General features: G+C 70.7%; 14 protein-coding genes. All 14 read right to left on the bottom strand.

The annotated features are described in order from the left end of the window. Position 1 precedes the first annotated feature (1 nt). The 14 genes from AC5P09_RS34800 to AC5P09_RS34735 all read right to left on the bottom strand — a co-directional run bounded on the left by AC5P09_RS34800 (position 2) and on the right by AC5P09_RS34735 (position 20,041). The gene (locus AC5P09_RS34800; RefSeq protein WP_493877700.1) at positions 2 to 649 is read right to left on the bottom strand and encodes a PIG-L deacetylase family protein; all 648 of its coding nucleotides are present in this window, start codon (positions 647 to 649) and stop codon (positions 2 to 4) included. Next, positions 646 to 1,476, bottom strand: a complete 831-nt coding sequence (locus AC5P09_RS34795) for a glycosyltransferase family protein (RefSeq protein ID WP_493877699.1) — start codon at positions 1,474 to 1,476, stop codon at positions 646 to 648. Before AC5P09_RS34795 ends, AC5P09_RS34800 begins: the two co-directional genes overlap by 4 nt. Then, complete coding sequence (locus tag AC5P09_RS34790; RefSeq protein ID WP_493877698.1) at positions 1,473 to 2,708, bottom strand: class I SAM-dependent methyltransferase; 1,236 nt, start codon at positions 2,706 to 2,708, stop codon at positions 1,473 to 1,475. Before AC5P09_RS34790 ends, AC5P09_RS34795 begins: the two co-directional genes overlap by 4 nt. After that, entirely contained in the window at positions 2,705 to 3,946 is a 1,242-nt protein-coding gene (locus tag AC5P09_RS34785; protein WP_493877697.1) for a glycosyltransferase, read from the bottom strand. The genes AC5P09_RS34790 and AC5P09_RS34785 overlap by 4 nt, the downstream gene beginning before the upstream one ends. Positions 3,947 to 3,948: 2 nt before the next feature. Beyond that, positions 3,949 to 5,253 (bottom strand): O-antigen ligase domain-containing protein, encoded by a 1,305-nt coding sequence (locus tag AC5P09_RS34780; RefSeq protein WP_493877696.1) that lies wholly within the window; start codon positions 5,251 to 5,253, stop codon positions 3,949 to 3,951. A gap of 1 nt (position 5,254) precedes the next feature. Further along, a complete protein-coding gene (locus AC5P09_RS34775) occupies positions 5,255 to 6,787 on the bottom strand; it encodes a right-handed parallel beta-helix repeat-containing protein (RefSeq protein ID WP_493877695.1) in 1,533 nt (510 codons plus the stop codon). Positions 6,788 to 6,855: 68 nt separating this feature from the next. Next, the gene (locus tag AC5P09_RS34770) at positions 6,856 to 8,853 is read right to left on the bottom strand and encodes an alginate lyase family protein (protein WP_493877694.1); all 1,998 of its coding nucleotides are present in this window, start codon (positions 8,851 to 8,853) and stop codon (positions 6,856 to 6,858) included. After that, positions 8,850 to 11,057 (bottom strand): bi-domain-containing oxidoreductase, encoded by a 2,208-nt coding sequence (locus AC5P09_RS34765; protein WP_493877693.1) that lies wholly within the window; start codon positions 11,055 to 11,057, stop codon positions 8,850 to 8,852. Before AC5P09_RS34765 ends, AC5P09_RS34770 begins: the two co-directional genes overlap by 4 nt. Before the next feature lie 17 nt (positions 11,058 to 11,074). After that, positions 11,075 to 13,009, bottom strand: coding sequence for an asparagine synthase (glutamine-hydrolyzing) (gene asnB / locus AC5P09_RS34760; protein ID WP_493877692.1), 1,935 nt, complete (start codon positions 13,007 to 13,009; stop codon positions 11,075 to 11,077). 3 nt (positions 13,010 to 13,012) lie between these two features. Continuing rightward, complete coding sequence (locus tag AC5P09_RS34755) at positions 13,013 to 14,533, bottom strand: Wzz/FepE/Etk N-terminal domain-containing protein (protein WP_493877691.1); 1,521 nt, start codon at positions 14,531 to 14,533, stop codon at positions 13,013 to 13,015. Further along, the gene (locus AC5P09_RS34750; protein WP_493877690.1) at positions 14,530 to 15,897 is read right to left on the bottom strand and encodes a Wzz/FepE/Etk N-terminal domain-containing protein; all 1,368 of its coding nucleotides are present in this window, start codon (positions 15,895 to 15,897) and stop codon (positions 14,530 to 14,532) included. Before AC5P09_RS34750 ends, AC5P09_RS34755 begins: the two co-directional genes overlap by 4 nt. Then, positions 15,894 to 17,174 carry a glycosyltransferase family 4 protein gene (locus AC5P09_RS34745; RefSeq protein WP_493877689.1) on the bottom strand — a complete coding sequence of 427 codons (1,281 nt, stop codon included), beginning with the start codon at positions 17,172 to 17,174 and terminating at the stop codon, positions 15,894 to 15,896. The genes AC5P09_RS34750 and AC5P09_RS34745 overlap by 4 nt, the downstream gene beginning before the upstream one ends. Then, on the bottom strand, positions 17,164 to 18,489 hold the full coding sequence (locus AC5P09_RS34740; RefSeq protein ID WP_493877688.1) for a nucleotide sugar dehydrogenase: 1,326 nt from the start codon (positions 18,487 to 18,489) through the stop codon (positions 17,164 to 17,166). The genes AC5P09_RS34745 and AC5P09_RS34740 overlap by 11 nt, the downstream gene beginning before the upstream one ends. Before the next feature lie 73 nt (positions 18,490 to 18,562). After that, positions 18,563 to 20,041, bottom strand: coding sequence for a sugar transferase (locus AC5P09_RS34735; protein WP_493877687.1), 1,479 nt, complete (start codon positions 20,039 to 20,041; stop codon positions 18,563 to 18,565). Positions 20,042 to 21,473 lie beyond the last annotated feature (1,432 nt).

Below are 21,473 nucleotides of genomic sequence, written 5' to 3'. Positions count from 1 at the left end.
TTCAGTCCCCCAGATTGAGCGTGAGTTTGGTGACGGCGAACGCCTCGGCGTAGCGCGCGTGGCATTCGATGCCGCGGATCCGCGCAAGACCGAGGAATGCCTCCCGGTCGAACCAGGGCCGGTGCCGCTGCGAGGGGTAGTGCTCCTGCAGCAGTCGCACCTTTTGTTCGGCGATCTCCGGCGACAGCGGCTGGTACGCCGCCATACGGCCGAGATCGCCGTCCCACTTGACGATCTCGTAGCCGAGCACGAGGTGGTCGCGGAATGCGGTGGTGACCAGCTTCGCCAGGCCGCGGTGATCCTGGTGCGCGTCCTCGGTGCGCGGGGCCAGCACGAGATCCGGCTCGGCCTGCCCGCGCAGTTCCTCGACCGCGGCCTTGGCCTCGTCCCAGTGCGCCGGCAGCCGGCCGTCCGGCAGCTTGTGCACGGTCAGCCGCAGGTCGGCGCCCGGGCAGAAGGCGGCGAGCGCGGCCTGCTCCTCCTGCTCCCGCTCGCTGCCACCGCCGGAGAGCACCAGCGCGTCGACGCGGATACCCGGCTGCGCGAGGCACAGCGTCAGCAGCGTGCCGCCGGCGCCGATGGCGATGTCGTCGCAGTGCGCGCCTACCACGACGAGCCGGTCCAGGCGCCCGGCTCCGAGCCGGATCACGCGGTCCTCGCCCCAACGCCGTCCCTGCTGCCGGTCGCGCTCGCCCCCGCGCCGTCCCGTTCCCACACGGCCCACGGGCGGTCGCCCAGGGCGTAGGCGGCGTCGAGCGCGGCCCGCTCCTTCACGGTGTCGGTCGGCTTCCAGAATCCGCGGTGCTGGTGCGCCACCAGTCGGCCACGCTTGGCCAGTTGGGCGCATCCGTCGGCGACCAGGTCCCCGCCCTCCGGTATGTGGTCGAAGACCTCCTGACGGAGCACGAAGTAGCCGCCGTTCTCCCACAGCGGCAGTTCGCTCACCGCGGTGATGCCTCCTACCAGGCCGTCCTCGCCCAGGTCCACGCAGTGGAACGAGGACTGCGGCGGCACCACCATCATCGACGCACCGGCGTCGCGGCAGGCGAACCGGTCGATCATCTCCGGCAGCGGGGCGTCGGTGAGCACGTCGGCGTAGTTGGCGAGGAACATGTCGTCGCCGTCCAGGTGGTGCCGCACCCGGCGCAGCCGCTCCCCGATCGGTGACTCGACGCCGGTCTGCGCGAACGTGATCGTCCAGTCGGCGATGTCGGCGGACAGCAGCTCGGTCCGCCCGTTGCGCAGGACGAAGTCGTTGGACGTCGTCTCCTCGTAATTGAGGAAGAAGCTCTTGATGTGGTGAGCCCCGTACCCGAGACACAGGATGAACTCCGTGTGCCCGAAGTACGCGTAGTAGCGCATGACGTGCCAGATCAGCGGCCGCGGGCCGACCATCGCCATCGGCTTGGGCATGTCGTCGGAGGATCCGCTGCGCATACGCAGCCCATAACCGCCGCAGAACAGAACGACCTTCATGGCTTGACCTCGACAATGCTCAGTTCCGGGATGGGAAAGACCAGTCGGCCGCCCCAGGCGTGCACGAAGGACAGCTGCTCGACCAGCTCGTCCCGCAGGTTCCACGGGAGTACGAGGACGTAGTCCGGTCTGTCGGCGGCTATCTGCTCGGGCGGCAGGATCGGGATGCGGGTGCCCGGGGTGAACCTGCCGTGCTTGTAGGGGTTGCGGTCGACCGTGTACGGGAGCAGGTCGGGCCGGATGCCGCAGTGGTTGAGCAGGGTGTTGCCCTTGCCCGGGGCGCCGTAGCCGACGACCGTCTCGCCGCGCTCGGCCGCCTCGATGAGGAACCGCAGGAGGTCCCGGCGCACCTTGGCCACCCGGGCGGAGAACTCGGTGTACCCGGACAGCTCCTGCAGCCCGGCGGCCTTCTCCCGGTCCAGCACGTCGGCCACCCGCTGCGTCGGCTCGCCGGCCACCTCGGCCGGCCGGGCCCACAGCCGGACGGAGCCGCCGTGCGTGGGCAGCAACTCGACGTCCACGAGCGTGAGTCCGCCGCTCGCAAGGGCCCGGGTCGCGGACGCGACCGTGTAGTACTGGAAGTGCTCGTGGTAGATCGTGTCGTACTGGTTCTCCTCGATCAGGGTCAGCAGGTGCTGCACCTCGATGGAGACCCAGCCGTCGTCGGCGACCAGGGCGCGCAACCCCTGGGTGAACCCGACCACGTCGGGGATGTGCGCGTACACGTTGTTGGCCACGACCAGGTCCGCCGGGCCGTGCTCGGCGCGGACGGCCGAGCCGATGTCCGGGGCCAGGAACTCCGTGAGCGTGGGCACACCCGCGTCCCGCGCCGCTGCGCCGACGTTCACCGACGGCTCGATGCCGAGGCAGCGGATCCCCCGGTCCACCATGTGCCTCAGCAGGTACCCGTCGTTGCTCGCGACCTCGACCACGAAGGCGTCGGTGCCGAGAGCAAGTCGCGCTGTGGCGTCGGCGACGAACGTGCGCGCGTGCTCCACCCAGGAGGTCGAGTAGGAGGAGAAGTACGCGTACTGCGTGAACGTCTCCTCCGGCGTGATCAGCGGAGGGATCTGCGCCAGCCAGCAGTCGGTGCAGACCCGCAGATGCAGCGGGTACGCCGGCTCCGCCTTGTCCAGTTGGTCCGCGGCGAGAAAGCTCTCACATGGCGGAGTCGCCCCGAGATCGACGACGCTCTCCAGCGCCACCGAGCCGCAGAGTCGGCATCGTGTCATTTACTGCCCCCCATTGATTCCCTCCCTACCGGCGGCGGGCTGTCCCCGCCGCCGGACCGACCCGCGACCGCGGTGCGGTACTCCTCCACCAGGCGCTCAAGACCGACGGCCGGGCTGAAATCCTGCTCGTAACGGCGCCGGGCCGCCCGGCCCAGCTCGCGGTTGCGGGCCGGCTCGGCCGTGATCCGGCGTAGGCAGGACGCGAGCGAGGCGGGCTCACCCGGCTGGTGCAGCAGCCCGGTCACCCCGTCCTCGACGAGTTCGACGAAGGCGCCGTGACCGGCGGCGACGGCCGGGACCCCCGCCGCCATCGCCTCCACGACCACCAGGCCGAACGGCTCCAGCCATGTCGAGGGAGCCACCACGGCGACCGACCGCGCGATGGCCTGCCGGGACTCCGCCGGGTCGTACAGGCCGACGTACCGCACGTCGTCGCGGCCCGCCGCCCAGGTGGTCACCTCTCGCTCCAGCGGCCCCGTGCCGGCGATCACGAGCGGCACGCCCACACCGCCGCTCGCTGCGATCTCGTCCCACGCGGCCATGAGCAGCCGCACGCCCTTGGCCTCCGCGAGCCGGCCGAGATAGAGCAGATGCTCGCCGGCGCCCGCTCGGCGGGCGTCCGGGTCGGGCACGAAGTTGTGCTTCACCGCCAGCCGCTCGGCCGGCATGCCGGCCCGCACCAGGACGTCGCGCTGCGCCGCGGAGATGCAGAAGAACCGCTCCACACCGGACCACCACCGCCGCCGGTTGACCGACAGGCTGACCGCGAGCGGCACCGTCGCCAGCCGGGAGCTCCGGTAGCAGCCGTGCCGGACGGCGGGCAGCGGCGCCGACCCGACGCACTCGGTGCACGGCCGGCTGTCCCGCTGCAGCGTGCCGGGCGGGCAGACCTGGGTGTAGTTGTGCAGCGTGGCGACGGCTGGCACGCCGGCGTCGGCGCAGGCGGCCAGCACCGCGGGCGACAGGAGCGGGAAGACGTTGTGGACGTGCACCACGTCCGGCCGCTCGGTGCGGAGCCGGGCGGCGAGCTCCGCGCGGACCGCCGGGTTCCACGGCACAAGGAGCGGCACCGCGGCCTTGGCAAGGAGGGACCGGGCGGCGATGTCGTCGCTGCGCCGCTCGAACACCTCGACCCGGTGGCCGGCCGCGCGCAGCAGCCCCACCTCCTGGTCGACGACCTTGTTCTCCCCGCTCGGCTGCGCCGAGGAATAGCGGTTGTGCACCACGAGGACGTGCATGCTCAGGTCACCTCCGATCTCCGGGCCCATCCCGGGACGCGCCGTCGAGGGGCTGCGGGCGTCGAGAGGGGCGTGGTCGCGGCAGGTGCCGCCAGCAGCGAGGCGGCCAGGGCCAGGTGCAGCAGATACGGCGAGGCGTCGCCCAGACCGGCCTCGGTGTACGACGCGATCGCGCAATAGCTGATCAGGAAGATCGCGCAGGCCCTCTGCAGCGAGGGTGGCCGCAGCAACGCGACGCCGCCCAGCACGATGATGATCGCCGCCACGAGGGCGACGCCGGTCAGACCCTGCTCGTGGTAAACGGCCAGCCAGCTGTTGTCGATCGGCAGCCCGCCGAACGACTTGTCGCCCAGGCCCACGCCGAACAACTTCTCCGCGGTCGTCCTGGGCGCTGCCAGCAGGGCGTCCCAGACCTTGGCCCGGCCGGTGAGGCTGGTGAGGTTCTCCTGGCTCTGTCCGCGCAGGAACCACGCCCGTAGCGCGGAGGCGAACCCCACCGCGGCCACCGCGGCGCACAGCACCGCCCAGGTGAAGAACCGGCGGGCGGCGGCGCTGGTCAGGACGAGCGAGCCGATCGCCAATGCCAACCCGATGAGCAGGCCGAGCGTGGCCGTCCGGGTATGGGTCAACGCGAGCAGGATGAGTGAGGGCACGATGATGACCGCCGCGCTGGCCCTGTCGGTCCGGCGGCCCAGTACGAGCAGCACGGTGAGACCGATGATCACCGCGGCGTACTGTCCGATCTGCGGCGGGGTGAGCGGCCACAACGCACCGACAAGACGTCCGCCGTAGAGCTCGGGCATGGCCGCGCCCGGTGAGATGACCAGGCCGGCGGCCACCGACCCGAGCACCGCGAAGTACACCCGGATGTGGTGCCGGACGAACGTCAGGCCGCCGTCCCACCAGCGGCTGAGCAGCCACAGCGTGCCGATGAAGAGAGCCAGCCGGGCGCAGCGGAACAGCGCGCCGAATCCGGACTCCAGTTGCAGGCTGGAGATGACGCTCGGCACCAGCAGCAGGGTGAGCAGGAGCACGAAGGAGCTGGCTCGGATGCGCAGCCGGAGATTGACTGCGAGCGCCAGTGTGAACGCGGCGACCAGCGCGCCCATGGTGACCAGCTGGATGAGGGAGCGGGGCAGCGGGATGATGGTCTTCGCCCCGGCGGAGCCGAGCGTGTTGAGGACCAGCAACCCCCAGACGATCCCGACGATCTTCGGTGTGCCGGCAGGGCGCGGTTCGGCGCCGGGCTGCGGGTCCGCCGTGTCCGCTCCGCCCGGCAGCCCACCGCGCCGCAGATCCCCGCCCATCTCAACCACCGGCCCGTGCGCGGAAGGTGCTGCCCGCGTCTTGCTGGTACGGCGTGCCCTGCCACTCCCCGAAGGTGAGTACCCGGCTCGGGTCGTAGGCGACGAAATTCCACGGACCGAGGTAGACGTTGTCGTGCCAGCGGTTGTCCTGCTTGCGGGTGATCGCCTCGGCCACCCGCTCGCCCTTGTACGGCGACCAGTCCGGATAGGTGCCGTAGTTGGCAAGGACCGCCATGCGGTCGCACTTCGCCGTGCACTTGACGACGGACTTGTCCAGCTCGAAGCGGTTGTCGTGGATGTCCACCCGCTGGGTCTTCCACCGGCAGTCGGCGTAGAGCGGCGGCTTGGAGATCGCCGGCTTCGCGCAGCGGTCGGTGTCCGGCACCAGCAAGGTGCAGTCACCGGACGAGGTGTTGGCCGGGCTGTTGCAGAACCGGTCGGCGTTTTCCCACAGGGTGATCCCGGACCAGTTGTTCTCCAGCACGTTCCGATAGATCTCGATCTTGTCGGTGCGGGCTTTGATCCGTGGTTCGCCACCGGACTCGGACAGGTAGACGGTCGCGAAGGGGAAGTTGTCGCCGCGGCTCGCTTCCCTGCGGCCCTCGACCCAGTTGTTCCGCCGGATCGTGTTGTTCCGGATGACCGCGTTGTAGCTGGTCTCGTAGATCAGCGCGGCACCGTCGTTGGCCTCGATCACGTTGTTCTCGATGCGGAAGTCGTTGTTGTTCGTGTCCGCCCACAAGCCTGTTCCGCGGTTGTCGTGCACCCAGTTGCCGCGTATGTCGGCGCCGTTGACGGCCCAGAACTTGATGCCTCCGGTGCAGCCGCAGCCCTCCTTCCGCCGCTCCCAGTCGCCGGTGTTGTTGCCCACGATCTCGTTGCCCTCGACCACCAGGCCGCGGATGGAGTCGCCGGCCTTGTACGCGTTCATGCCGTACTGGCCGTTGTCGCGCAGGCAGCTGGCACGGACCTGCTGGCGGGCACCGGCCATCAGCCCGGCGGCGGAGTTGTACTGGATCGTCGCGTGCTCGATCACCCACCCGTCGGCCGAGTCATGGTTGACCACGCCCTCGTCGTGCGGCGCGACGAAACGCTGCACGGTCAGGTAGCGGATGGTGACGTTGCGGGCACTGCCGCCGAACGCGTACTGGTTCTTCTTCCCGCCGTCGAACACCGCGCCTGGCGCACCGAGGTAGCGGTTCCCCTCCTTGGGGATGACCTGGGCGTAGCGGTCCGGCTCGAGCCTGTGCTTGCCCGGTCGAAGCCAGAACGTGGTCTTCGGAGGGTTGCTCTTGGTCTTCGCTGCCAGGTCACCGACCACCGCGGGGTCGACCGTCACCGCGCCCGCCGGCGCCTTCGCCGGCCCGGCCGCGGGCTTGGCGCACACCCGGGCCACGGACCCGGCCACGGACGTGGATGGTGCAGCGGTCGGCTCCGCCCGGGCGCCCGTCGTGCTCTCACAACCGGTCGCCGTCAGCAGGGCCAGCGCCAGCGGTGCCGCCGCCAACGCCCAGTGCCGCCTCTTGATCCCCACGCGCCCCCCTTGGGGGTGTTGTGAAAGCCCCGCACAGCACCCACGGTGTCCGGCACCGCACAGGACTTTCACAACACCCCCAAGCCGCGGAACCTGAGTACGGTGGTGAACCCCTCCACGCCGTCGGCGAAGCCGGTGCCGACCAGCGTTGTGGTGGGTTCCTTGCGCCCGAATCCGGCGGAGTACCAGCCCAGCGGCGGGTCGCTCTCGCCGCGGTGCGCCCGCCAGCTCAGCTGCCCGGGCAGGTCGAGCACCGCGGAGCGGTCCTCGCCGTCCCGGGTCCAGGTGAGCAGTGCCCAGTTCCCCACCAGGTCCGCGGCGATGGCCGGGCCGAGGTGGAACGCCAGGCGCACGGCGCGGCGCGGGCTGTGTTGGTCGCGGACCTCGTCAACCACCCTCAGCTCCTGGCTCGCGGCCGTCAGCTCCACCCGGCGGCGGTGCACGGAGCGCTGGTAACCGTCGTGCTCGGCGCACCAGCGGGCCGTCCCCCCTTCCAAGGCGCCGGATGTGTCCGCGACCAGGACGCGGCTGCGGGCATGCCGGGTCCACAGGAACGGGCCGCCGGAGACGGACTGGTCACCGCCATCGAGCTGCAGGGTGTTGTGGCCGAGGGTCGACCGGAAGTACTGCCGCCACTCGGGCTGCCCGTGGTAGCAGAACGTCCCCGGGTCGGCGAGCACGTCGACCCCGTCGTGCCGGACCTCCACGGACAGCGCGTCCGCGTGGGCATGCGCGGCGATGGACAGGAAGCCGTGCGGACCTCCGTCGCAGCGGCACCAGATCTCCTCCGGACCGCGCAGGATGGTCATGCCCGCGTCGGCGAAGTGGGCCGGTCGGCTTGCCGGGCGGGTCACGGCCGGTGCGGTTCCATTTTTCGCGTACGGCCGGATGAGCGCGGCCAGTAGCGGGGTGCGCACATCGGTGCCGGTCACTACCGGCCACCAGGCGAGCCGGCCGAACACGGCGTCCCCGGTGGCCAGCAGCGAGGCCCAGCGGTCGGTGCCCGCGCCGTCCACGACCAGACCGTGCCCGTCGTCCGCGTCCCCCTGGCGCGGCGGCCGTAGCCGGCTGTCCACGATGGCCGCGAGCGCGTCGGTCATGCGCAGCAGCACCAGCCGGATGGACCCGGGGACCGGCACGTCGGCGGCATCCGCCTCGGCCACCGCGGCCAGGCCGAGTTCCAGCACGAGGCCGTGATACTCGGTGGCCAGCTCGCGGTTGAGGCCGGAGTCGTAGGTGTTGCTTCGCAGGTGCCGCTCCAGCGACCGCAGCGCGCCGGCTCGCCAACGCGCCGAGGAGGGGAACCACCCGAACGCGCAGGCTGCGGCGAACTGCCCGGCGGCCTCGGCGATGACGTGGTTGTTCGCCGAAGACCCCCGGCTGGGGAAGGCGGCCAGCCAGCGCTGGTGGTGCCAGATCTGGTTCAGCGCCACCGGGTTGCCCTCGAACAGCCCGGCCACGCCCGGCCAGCCGTCGAGCAGCCGGCGGATCCACACCCAGGACAGCAGCCGGATGCCCAGCTCGATGCCGCTGATCCAGTGCACGCCGCGCAGCGGTGGGTTGGCCGCCCACCACGACCGCAGGTGCTCGGCCACTCGCTCGGCGTACCGCTCGTTCCCGGTGATCGCGTAGGCGGCGGCGAGCACGGTGAGGTACTGATGCCGGGACGGCTCCCAGATCTGCTTGATGTCCCCGACCGCGTCCTCGTTCCGGTAGGGCACGTCGAAGGCGTATCCCCACGGAGCCCGGCGCCCGGTCTTCGGGTCGCACCACCAGTCCGGGTCGGCCAGGTCGTCGCGGACCACCCCGAAATACTCGACGTGCCCGTACATCAGCCGGTCCGCCTCGGCGATGAGACGTTTCGCGGCGTCCGGAGGTATTGCGGCGATCGTCCCGGCGGGCAGTACCGCGGTGAACCGGGCGCCGGTCACCCTCGGGCAGTCCGGCCGCGCCGACCGCCACCGCCGCCTGCGCACGGCGTCGCCCACCCGGCCGCCGACCTCCCGCGGTCCCATCCGGGACAGCCGCCGCAGGTACCAGCCCGGGCTCCCCGAGTTCACAGTCATCGCGCCCTCGCCAACGTCACCGGCGCGCCGCCGGCCAGGCCGGCCTGCACGGCGAGGGTGGCCGCCGTGGTGGCGACCAGCGACTCCAGCGGCACCGGCATCGGCCCGCCGGTCCGCACGGCCTTGATGAACGCGGCCAGCTCGGCGGACTGGCCCTTGTCCCGGGCCTTGGGCAGCCGCGAACTGACCCACCGCTTGCGGCCGCCATCGTAAACAGCGGCACGGACGAAGTCGTCGAGCCGCAGCGCACGGCCGTCCGCGACCAGGTCCAGCGTCTCCTTGGGGAAGGCGGCTGGGCCGGTGGTGACATAGCTGATGGTGGCGGTGGACCCGTCCGGGTATCGCAGCACCACCTGAATGTCACTGCCGCCCTCGTTGCCGGACGTGGCGACCGCGTACACCGATACCGGGTCGGCCGCGAGCAGCCAGCTCGCCGTGTCGATGAAGTGTCCGCCTTCGCCGGCGAACCGCGAGCCCTCGGTGCCTTGTTGGAGGTACCAGCTGCCGTGCGCCAGCCGGCCCGCGTTGACCAGGTAGCGGAGGCTCGCTGGACCGGTCCGGGCGCCGAACCGCTTCCTGGCCTCCTGCAGCAGCGGCGCGAACCGGCGGTTGAAGCCCACCTGCAGCCGGTCGTTGCCGGACTCCTCCACCGCCGTGAGCACTCCGGCCAGCTCGTCCTCGGTGAGGGCCAGGGGCTTCTCCACGAACACCGTCTTGCCGGCCAGCAGTGCCTTTTGAGTCAGTTCGGCGTGCGAGCTGTGCCGGGTGACCACGAACACCGCGTCGATGGACTTGTCACCGAGCACGGCGTCGAGATCGGTGGTCGCCTCGGCGAAGCCGAACTTCCGCTTGGCGTTGGCCGCGGACAGCGCCGTCGTGGTGACGACTGTCGACAACTCGACGCCTTCGCGCTGTGCCAGGTGCGGCAGCAGCATCGACGTCGCGTAGTTTCCCGCGCCGACGAACGCAAGGCGCACCGGCGCATTGGCGGCCCGGGCCGGCGTGGACACTCCGCCGCTGGGTCGCTTCACCGCGGGCACGGACACCGCCGGGGCCTCCGCTTCCGCTGCGTGTTCACCGGGGCCGGGGTACCGGAACAGCACGGCCACGGCCTTCAGGTCGCCGTCCTTCAGGCTCTGGTACGTCTCGACGGCATCATCGAAGTCGGCGACGTGGGAGACCAGGGGCTCCACGTCGACGCGGCCGAGGGCGAGGAGATCGAGGAAGCACGCCAGGTTGCGGCGCTCGGTCCAGCGCACGTAGCCGATCGGGTAGTCCCGCCCCTCGAGCTCGTACTCCGGGTCGTAGCGTCCGGGGCCGTAACTGCGGGAGAACCGGACGTCGAGCTCTTTCTCGTAGTACGCGTTCCACGGCAGGTCCAGGCGGCACTTGCCGATGTCGACGACCCGGCCGCGGTCCCGGCTCAGCCGGGCGGCCAGCTCGACGGGCTGGTTGCTGCCGCCCCCGGCGGCCAGGTACACCTGGTCCACGCCGTGACCGCCGGTGAGTTCGGCGACGGTGGCTTCCACGGCCGCGGACGCGGGATCGCCGCAGGCCGCGGCGCCCAGGCGCTCGGCGAGCTCGCAGCGCACCGGGTCGGGGTCGACCCCGACGACGCGGACCCCCGAGGCGGCCAGCAACTGCACCACCAGCTGCCCGATCAGCCCGAGGCCGATGACCAGCGCCACGTCGCCGAGCTGCGGCTCACCGCGGCGGACGCCCTGCAACGCGATCGACCCGACGGTGCCGAAGGCCGCGTGCCGTGGCGCGAGGCCGTCCGGCACCGGGGCGTAGAGGTTCTTCGGCACCCAGTTCAGCTCGGCGTGCAACGCGTGCTCGTTGCCGGCGCAGGCCACGAGGTCGCCGACCTTCACGTCGTCGATGCCGGCGCCGACCTGCTCGACCACCCCGCACAGCGAGTAGCCCAGCGGCGTGTAGGAGTCCAGCTTGCCCATCACCTTGCGGTAGGTGGCGGGCAGCCCATTGGTGGCCACGCTCTGCACGACCTTGGCCACCTGGTCAGGGCGGGAGCGGGCCTTGCCCAGCATCGACATGCCGGCCTCGGACACCTTCATGAGCTCGGTCCCGGTGGATATCAGCGAGTAGGCGCTGCGGACCAGCACACCGCCCGGCTTGCACCCCGGCACCGGCACGTCGAGCACCGCCAGCTCGCCGCTCTTGTAGTTCTGCACAACTTGTTTCACCCGAACTCCTCTGATTCCTAAGCCGTTAACCGAGTGCTCTGGCCGGACCCAGAGGTCGCGCCGCGATACCAGTACTCGAGGGTCAGCACATGCCACAGATGCTTGGAGAAGTCCCGCTGCCCGGCGGCGTCCTCGGCGACCATCCGCGCCAGCGCGTCGCGGCGCAGGATCCCGGAATTGACGAGCACGCCGTCGTGCACCACCTCGCGCACCAGCGGTGCCAGATCCCGGCTCATCCAGGCGCGCAGCGGGGCGCTGAACAGGCCCTTGGGCCGGTACACGATCTCCCGGGGCAGGATCGAGGTGGCCGCCTCCTTGAGGACGACCTTGCCCTGTCGTCCGACGATCTTGCGATCGCCGGGCACTGCGAACGCCGCCTTGACCACTTCGACGTCCACGTACGGCACCCGCACCTCGGTCGACGCTGCCATGCTCGACCGGTCCGTGTAAGCGAGGTTCAGGCCCGGCAGGAACATCCGGGCGTCGCCCAGGCACATGCGGTTGACGAAGTCGTCGAGGTCGTTGTCCTGGTAGATGTCCGCGTGCTCGGTCAGCACGTCCTCGACCGTCCCGGCCAAGTCCGGATCGATCAGGGCGAGCAGCTCGTCCTGGTCGTACATGGTGTAGCTGCGCCGGAACGCGGTCTCCTCCGGCAGATCGGCGAAGGAGAGGAACCGCTTCGCGAAGCGCACCGACCGGTACCCCCGGCGGCTCGTTGCGACCGGCAGCCGGTCCACGGCCCTGGACACTCCGCGCCGCAGAGGCCGCGGGACGCGCTGGTAGCGCAGCGCGAGCAGGTTGGCCAGGTGCTTGCGGTACCCGGCGAACAGCTCGTCGGCGCCCATCCCCGAGAGCATCACCTTGACCCCGGCCTCCCGGGCGGCCGAGCAGATCAGGAACGTGTTGATCGCGGCGGGGTCGCCGATCGGCTCGTCCAGGTGGTAGGTCATCTGCGGCAGCAGGTCGAGCACATTCGGAGCGATCTCGATCTCGTGCAGGTCGATGCCGAACCGCTCGGCCACCTGCCGGGCATAGCGCAGGTCGTCCGGCATCGCCTCGAACTTGGCGTCCTCGGCGCGGAACCCGATCGTGTAGGCGGAGATCCCGGGTCGGTCGCGGGCCGCAAGGGCGGTCAGGTAGCTGGAGTCAAGACCGCCGGAGAGGAAGGTCGCCACGGGTACGTCGGAGAGCAGGTGGCGCCGAGTCGACTCCTCGACGATGGCAGCGACATCAGGCTGCTCGCCGTCCCGGGCCCGCTCCTGGCCCTCGGCGGCGACGTCCCGGAGGTTCCAGAACCGGCCGCGCTCCACCCGGCCGTCGGGCCGGCACCGGAGCCAGCTCCCCGGCGGCAGCTTCTCCGCTTCGCGGAACGCGCAGCGTGAGTCCGGCACCCAGTAGTACAGCAGCGAGGCCACCAGCGCCGCATGGTCCACCTCCAGCGTCCCGCCGGTCGCGGCGGCGAGTGCCTTGAGCTCGGAGGCGAACACCAGGCCGGCACCGCGCCGGAGCAGGAACAGCGGCTTGATGCCGAGCTGGTCGCGGGCGAGCACCAGTTCACCGGTTCGCTCGTCGAAGATCCCGAACGCGAACATGCCGCGCAGCCGGGGCAGGCAGCCCGTGCCCCAGCGCCGCCAGGCCTCAAGCAGCACCTCGCTGTCGGAGGTACCGCGGAAGCGCACCCCGGCGGCTGCCAGCTCGGCACGCAACTCGGGCGCGTTGTACAACTCGCCGTTGTACGTCAGGGCGAGGCCGCCCGAGACCATCGGCTGGGCGCCGGTCTCGGACAGGTCGATGATGGCCAACCGGCGGTGTCCCAGCTGCACTTCGCCGTCACCGACGGGGTGGCCGTACCGGCCCGCCCCGTCCGGACCGCGGTGGGCGAGGGTATCGGTGAGCCGGTCGGTCACGATCTTCCCGTCCGGCCATCGGTACGTGCCTGCGATGCCACACATGTCCTACCGCGCTTCCTGGTCGTTGTCCGGTACCCGTGCGGCCCGCATCGGCAGCCGCTCCGTCCGCCGCTGGCCCGTCCCGTTCTGCGGGGCCGGCCGCTCGTTCTGGCCGCGCAGCGCGGTGTGCAGCCCGTCCCACAGCGTGCCGTCGGTCCGGTCACGCGGATCGGGGTCGATCAGCACCACACCGATCACCGGTATGCGCTGGTCCGCGAGCTGCCGCGCCACGGTGTGCAGCCATGCGGCGCTGCCGTGCCCGGCACGCACGACGAGCACGGTCTGGGTGCCGAGGTACTGGAGGTCGGTCCACGCCGTGCCGGGTGCCACCGAGCCGACGCCGAGCCGACGCTCCTGATGCGACTCGGCCGCGGCGCCCTCGCCGCTGACCACGGTTGGGTCTCCTGGCTTCGGGCGGCGGCCTGCGAGCTGCGGGCCGGGCAGACCATCGACGATGACCACTGGCCCCTCCGCCGCCAGTGCCCTCGCGACGTTCAGGGCGATCACGCTCGTGCTGCGCGCACAGCCCAGTTCCAGCAGCGACAGCGGTTCCGCGGAGCCGCGTACGGTGCGGGCAAGGGTCGCGGTGAGCCGTTCGCGTGCCGCCCGGGTCCGTCGGCGCTGCCACAGCCTGCCCGACCGGCGGGGCAGCTCGGCGATGACCGAGGCGCCCAGGTTCGCCGAGATGTCCCGGCGCAACACGGGGCGGTCCGCCACCACCGTGCCGACCGCGGCCAGCGCGAGCCCGAGGACGAGCCCGAGGACGAGCCCGATCGCGGCGTTGGTGACAGCGGCCCTGGGCAGGGAGTGCCGCACCGCGCGGGGGGCGTCCACGATCTGCGTGCCGGCGATGATCTTGGGTGTGCCGGTGCGCGCCTCCGCTGCGCGCTGGTCGAAATCGGCGATCCGCGAGTTGAGCTCGGCCCGGCGGGCGAAGAGCGACTCGATGCTCGCCGACGCCTTGGAGTCGCTCTCCGGCGATCGGTCTCCGATCGCCTCGTTGACCTGGGCGAGCTCGCCCCGCATGCGGTCACGCTGGTCGAGCAGGGCCTTGGCCTCGGCCTTCGCGGTCTCCCGCATCCGCCGCACATGGTCCGCGACGAACGCATCGGCCAGCGCCTTGGCCCGGGCCACCGCTTCCGCGTCGCTGTCACCTGTCACATCGATCTGCAGCAGATTGTTGGTCAAGCCGGTACCCCGGTAGTCCTGCATGAAGTCTTCGGTTTTTTCCGGGGAGCTGAGGGACTGCAGGGCCTTGTCGGCGATCCGCGTGGTCCCCAGCAGCGCGACGTCGGTGCGGATCAGCGTTCCGGTGTCGTTGGGCTGGTCCTCCCGATGCGTGACCAGCACCTTGGTCACCGCGGCCGGCGGGGGCGGCAGCAGGATTGCCACCGCCGCGCCGACCAGCAGCCCCAGTAGCGCCATGGAGTACCAGAGGCGGCGGCGCCTGCGCACCGCCACCACCAGCGCCTGCAGGTCAAGGAGCGGAGCGGCTGCCGACGCCTGAGAAGTCGTGCTCGTCGTCACACTGAACCTCCCGTCGCGTGGCCGCGAACCGCGAGTGCCGGAGCGGCGTTGTCCGGAGGATGGCCGGCAGACCGCGTCGGGCGGGCCCGGACCGTGCCGGCCACGACGACGCCGACGACCTCGTGCCTGGCGTCCGCACACGCCTCGGCGATGCCGGCGAGTTCCTCCGCGGTCCAGCTGCCCGCGCTGAGGACGACCAGGGCACCGGACTCGGTGTCGCGGTCCGGCACCATCGGCCGGTCCACCGAAACCTCCACCACCCGCAGCAGCGGATCGCTCTTGGCCTCGGCGACGAGTTGCCCGGCGGCCCGGCGGGCGATCTCGTCGCCGTCCGGTACGACCACCAGCAGCCGCCGGGGGGCCGTCAGTTGGTCCCGGAGGCGAGCGCACACCCGCCGGTAGCGGATCCGCCTGCCGGCCTCGTCGCCGGACCACTGCGGGATCGGTATGTCCCACCGGGTGTCGACGCCAAGGAGCCGACGGATCCGAGCCCGTGGGCCACGGCCTTCTGGCTGGTGCGTGCGCCGGTCAGCAGGCACGTCGACCGTGCCAAGGAGCGCCGAGCCCAGCGCCGCGGCGATCTCCGGTTCGGTGCGCAGTCGGCGGTTCACCCGTGCGGCGGCGAGATGGCCGATGACCGCGAGCAGGAAGAACAGCAGCGCCCCGGCGACGATGAACTGCATCCTCGTAGGCGGCGCCTCGCCGGTAGGCCGGGCCGCCGGCCCCATGACGACCATGCCGGCCTTGTTCGTCGCCGGGTCGGCCTCGTCCAGCTTCTTCATGGCCTCATCCAGCGCGGTGCGCAGCTTCTCCAGCGAGGTACGGGCCTCCACGCTCTCCACGCTCTGCCCGGGATCGGCCGCCTTGACCAGGTCGGTGATGTGGCGGTTGGTCTCCGCCACCTTCTTCCGCAGTGCCTCGGGCTCCGTCGCCGCTTCGGAGTCGGTGCTGCCGCCTGCGATCCGCGCGGCGAATGCGACGAACTGCTGGGCCATCCGGTCGGAGAGCTGCTGCGCCCGCTCCGGGGTGTCGGCCGTACCCGAGATCTTGACGATGTTCCCGTCGGCGGCCTTGGCGCTCACTCGATCCCGCAGCTCGGTGCCGCTGACCCCGCTCCAGCCGAGTGCGGCAGCCGCGCGATCGACCACCGCCGAACTGGTCGCGATGTCCACCTGAGTCAGCAGCTCGCGCTCCTCCCACTGCCCCGGCAGCAGTACCGATGCCGACGCCGTGTACCGCGGCGGAAACAGCACCGAGGTGCCGTAGCCGACGAGCGCGCCCACCACGGCGAGGACGGCGAGAAGCCGCCGGCGCCGGCGGAGAATCCGCCCGATCGTGACCAGGCGTATCGTGTCATCGCTCAACGGCGCGGCCTCTTCCGTGCCCGGACCGGGTCGCCCGCCGACACCGGAGTGTGGTCACGGCAGGCAACGGCGTAGGCGGCGAGCAGCGACGCTTGCGAGTTCCGCCAGGAAAGCTCCCCGCTGATCCGCTCCTGTCCGATCTTGCCCATCTGGGCCCGTTTCTCCGGATCGTCCAGGAGCAGCGCGATGAGCTTGGCGAATTCGGCCTCGTCGTTCGCGGGCGCGTAGACAGCGGCGTCACCGGCGGAGACTCGCGCCTCCCGGAGGTCGAACGAGACGATCGGTCGGCCCATCGCCATGTACTCCAGGACCTTGTTCATGGTCGACACGTCGTTGAGCGGATTGCGCGGGTCGGGGGAGAGGCACACGTCCGCGGTGGACAGGTAGCGCACCAGGTCGGCGTCCGGAATGCGCCCGGTGAACTGCACCTGCTCGGAGAGACCGAGCCGCCGGGACAGCTCCACCATCGCGTCGTAGGCGTCGCCGGCGCCGACGAACACCGCATGCCAGTCGGTCCGCCCGAACTCGTCGCGCAGCTTCGCGAGGGCCCGCAAGGCGTAGTCGACGCCGTCCTGCGGGCCCATGACACCGAGATAACACAGCAGATGAGGCTTGCCGCGCTTCAACTCCGGCTCGGGCGGCACCGGTTGGAACCGGTCGATCTGGGGCGCGCTGCGCACCACGAAAACGTCCGCCGGCCGCCGGCCGCCACGGCGCATCGCGACGTCCCGGTAGCTCTCGTTCGTGGCGAGCACGACGTCCGCGGCCCGGTAGGTCAGCCGTTCCAGCGCGCACACGGCGCGGTAGAGCAGATCCTCGCCGCGGTCGAACCGGGAGAGGTACAGCTCCGGTACCAGGTCGTGCTGGTCGAAGACGAACCGCGCGCCGCGCCGCTTCAGCCACAGCGCCGGCAGGAACAGCAGGTCGGGCGGGTTGCAGGCGTGGACCACGTCGACCGGGCCGACCTTGCGGGCCAGCCGGGCCGTGTGCCACAACGCCGATCCGTACTCCCGCAGGTAGCCGGCCGGTCCTCCGGTGGCCGCGCGCAACGGGTAGCGGTGGATCCGCACCCCGTCGATCTCTGCCTCCGGTTCCGAGTCCCGCTTCTCCCCCCGGGGACAGATGACGTGCACCGTCCAGCCCGCGTCGCGCAGCGTCGTGCACTCCTGCCACACCCGTCGGTCGAACGGCACCGACAGGTTCTCTACGAGGATCAGCGCGCGTCGGTTCGACCCGTCGCCGCTGGCTGTGTCATCAAACGATGTGTTACCAAGCAAGGCCCATGTACCCCGGTTCGGTCCGGCGCGTCTCGGCGTCGGGAAGGTGGATGAGGTCGACGATCATCGGGCCGTCGCCATGGGGCAGCGCCGACAGCACGGCCGGATCTCCGGTCCCGACCAGGCACACCTCGGCGTGCTCGAGCACCTCGTCGACGGAATCCGCGAGCAGCTGCGCGAGGTGCGGCAGCCGGGTCTCGATGTACTCGCGGTTCGCGCCGATCAGCCGGGAGAGGCTCACGTTGGCGTCGTAGATCTTCAGGTCGTAACCCTTGCCGAAGAGCCTTTCCGCCAGCTCGACGAGCGGGCTCTCGCGGAGGTCGTCGGTGCCGGGTTTGAAGGACAACCCGAACAGGCCCACCCGGCGCTTGCCGGTGCGCTCGACCAGCTCCACCGCGCGCTGCAGATGTGCGGAGTTGGAGGGCAGCACGTGGGCGAGGATGGGCACCGAGATGTCGGCCCGCTGCGCCGCGTGGACCAGGCTGCGCAGGTCCTTGGGCAGGCAGGAGCCACCGAAGGCGAAGCCGGGCCGCAGGTAGGCGGGGCTGACGTTCAGCTTGCGGTCGGCCAGGAACACGTCCATCACCTGGTGCGAATCCACCCCGAGCGCCTGGCACACCGCGCCCAGCTCGTTCGCGAAGCCGATCTTGAGGCCGTGGAACGCGTTGTCCGCATACTTGATCGCCTCGGCCGTCGGGACCGGCACCCGGAACACCTCGCCGGGCAAGCCGTCGTACAGCGCCATCACCGCGTCGCCGCTTGCCGGGTCGAGCTCGCCGATGACGGTCTTGGGCGGGTCGAAGAAGTCCTGCACGCTGGTGCCCTCGCGCAGGAACTCCGGGTTGACCGCGACCCCGATGTCCACCCCGGCCATGCCGCCGACGTACTTCTCCAGGATCGGTACCAGTAGGTTCAGGCAGGTGCCCGGGAGCATGGTGCTGCGGAACACGACGGTGTGCCGGTCCCCCTGCTTGGCCCCCTCGGCCAGCGCGGCGCCGATCTGCTCGGTGACCCGCTCCAAGTACGTGGTGCACAGGCTGCCGTTGGGCTCCGACGGCGTGCCCACGCAGACCAGCGACACCTCGCTGCTCATGATCGCCTCGCGGACGTCGCCGGTGGCCCGCAACGCTCCGGTCCGCACGACCTCGGCGATGAGCTCGCCGATCCGCTCCTCGACCACCGGGGCCTTGCCGTCGTTGACCAGGTCGACCTTCACCTGGTTCACGTCCACCCCGATGACCTCGTGACCCATGCTGGCCAGGCACGCGGCCGACACGCAGCCCACGTAGCCGAGCCCGAAAACGCTGACTCTCATGACTCGTTCCTCCCCCCAGGCAGGCCCTCTCGGCCTGCGGTCCGCGCGCCGGCCGGAAGACGATCCCCGCGCATCAGTAGGCCCCTCGCCCATAGAGCACCGCACGCAGCGTCTTCCACAAGATCACTGCGTCCAGGGCGAGCGACCAGTCCTCCACGTACCGCAGGTCAAGCCGGACCGCTTCCTCCCACGACAGGTCGCTGCGTCCGCTGATCTGCCACAGGCCGGTGAGCCCGGGCTTGACCAGCAGCCGCCGCCGGATGTCCGGGCCGTACGCAGCGGACTCCTCCGGTAGCGGAGGCCGCGGACCGACGAGCGACATCGATCCGGTGAGCACGTTGAAAAGCTGCGGGAGCTCGTCGATCGAGTACCGGCGCAGCACTGCCCCCACCCGGGTCACCCGCGGATCCCGGCGGAGCTTGAACAGCAGGCCGGCGCCCTCGTTGCGGTCGGCCAGCTCGGCACGTGCCCCGTCAGCCCCGGCGGCCATGGTGCGGAACTTGAAAATGGTGAACTCGCGGCCGTCCTTGCCCACCCTGCGCTGGCGGTAGACCGCCCCGCCCCGACTGTCCAGCAGCACGAGCAACCCGACGAGCACCATCAGCGGCGCGAACAGCACCAGCAGGACCGCCGCGGCCATCCGGTCGACGACCCCTTTGATCGCCCGGCGGCCTCCGCTGAAGGTCGGCATGCTGACCCGCAGCAGCGGGATCCCGAGCACCGCGTCGACGTGCAGCCGCGGGCCGGCCACCTCCATCAGCACGGGGGCCACGACCATCTCGGCATCGCTGCCTTCGAGGTTCCAGGCCAGCCGCTGCAGCCGGTCCGGTGACCAGTGCGGGTCCGATGTGACCGCGACGACACGGTAGCCGTCGCGGTGGACGTGGGTGGCGACGTCCGCCAGTCGGCCGACGACCGGCACTCCGTCCAGTTGGTCACCATCGCGTCCGAGACCGTCCGGCGTGCACACCGCCTCCACCCGCCAGCCGAGGTGCGGGAGCTTGCGGGTTCGGGTGATCAGGTCGTTCACGGTGGCCGGGCTCCCGGCAGCGAGCACCGGTCGCAGGCAGCGTCCTTCCTTCCGCTGTTTGTGCAGCCAGAGGCGCAGCAGATACCGCTCGGTCATGGTGACGAGCGCGATCGCCGGGATCGCGACGAAGATCCAGAGCTTGATGTTGCGCGAGGTGAGGGCGATCCCGCCGAGCGCCAGTACGACGGCCGCTGTGAACAGTGAGCGTCCGAGCCGGCGGAATTCCTCGGCGCCCTGGCCGAGCACGGCCGGAGCCCATGACCGGCTCACCGCAAGCGCTCCCAGCACCAGCAACTCGGTGCCGAAGGCGAGTATTCTCCATTTCTCGTGCCAGTTGGCCGCGTCCCGGGCCCCGAAGAAGCCGCCGATCGCCGCCACCACGAAGGCGGTGGCCACGGTGTCGCTAATGATCACGGCACGGCGGTACCGCTGCTCCCAGTCGATCGCGGGCCGGCTGATTGTCCCGTTCGCCAGACGCCCGCGCGCCGACGGAAACGGGCTGACTAATCCCCCTTGCCGCACAGAACCCCCCAGGTCCCAGTGGCTGGACGTGTTCGCCTAACACTGTTCCTCCCCCGGGAAGCCCCCGCTCCCCGCCCTGTCCCTCCCCCTGGGAGGCCCCCGCCCCCGTGCCGTGTGCATGACATCTCGGCTGTTTCGGAGCTACTTGAACAACCCACCCTGGCGGCAGCAGACTCGCATGTCCTGCCGGACTCTCGAGGTGCGCGGGGACCGTCGAAACCTCGGGGCTCCCCGCACCCAAGGCTCCCTCTCGGGCTCCAAGAATTGATCATCCCCACGTCTGGCGCCGGGGACGCGACTACTGGCTTTCCATGGCGCCGGACTTATGGATCATTGTTGGTCGCCTTGTGTCCGAACAGCTGAAGCACGGTCAATCTAGACCATCGGGGCCAGATTGAAGCCGGGGATGTGTGTAATTTGTGTTCAAGCTTTGAGGCTGGATCCACCGATCGGTGACCGCCTACGGGTGCCTTGACCCCACCGCGCGCTCCAGCAGCTCGCCCGGCCCCCGGGCGCGCGGCTTCTACGCGGTAGCGATCGGCGAGCTGCAACGGGCCTTCTGCGGCGCCCGGTTCGGCAACAACTTCCCGCTGTTCGTGCACTACGCGGCGGGCCGCTGTGGGTGCCCGAGGTGGGCGGGGCGAACGACCCGGACAACGAGGCGCACGACTTGATCGTGTGGGTGTTCGGCGGCATGTCCAAGGGCGAGCGGAACGGCCTCAAGGTCCGGGTGCATGCTGCGGTGTCGGCCCAGGCGCTGATGGAGGGGTCGCGGACAAGAACAGCCGGTGCTCGAAGTGCGGGGGAAGGTACCCGAGACCGGATCCGGCGCCTGGCTGTACTTGAGGCTTCCTCAGTGTTCCGCCAGGCCGCGGCCCGCTCCTTGGCGAGACAGGGCCATGGCCTGGGCGAGATCGTGCAGCACGTGCCACGGGGCCAGCTGCAGCGACTGCCCGGCCTCCGTGCTCGGCAGGGCCCGCAAGTCGCACTTCCGGCGCAGCCAGTCGCCCTTCCTCTCCCGCTTCTTGTCGTCCTTCGCCGCTGCCCTCTCTACGCTTCTACGCTGCCGGCCGGCATCGAATTGGAGTGAACAGCTACGTTCGACGGCTGCACGAGATCCTGTAAAACCTCTTCGGTCGTCTTCCTGGCCGGTTTCCATGCGCCCCCTGTCGCTCGCGCGATCTGTACACGTCAATTCCCGAAACTACGTGGCGGGGACAGGGCGCACACAAGGTCGCACGCATGCCCAATTGGGGCATGGGTGGTCGAATCCTGGCGCTGGCTCGGTAGGAGTCGGGTCGATCGAGGATCCCGATTGTCGGGCGCATCTTGAACGTGCTCAGGGCCTGAACAAGTTGCCAGCAGGTTGCCCAAACGGCCCCGAACTCTGGCCTTTTGGGGTGTCTACGCACCGCATGGAGGAGGGGGTGAC

This window comes from Streptomyces sp. a15 (assembly GCF_059026085.1).
Note: the sequence above shows the minus strand (reverse complement) of the source record. Positions and strands in the feature narration are given on the sequence as shown.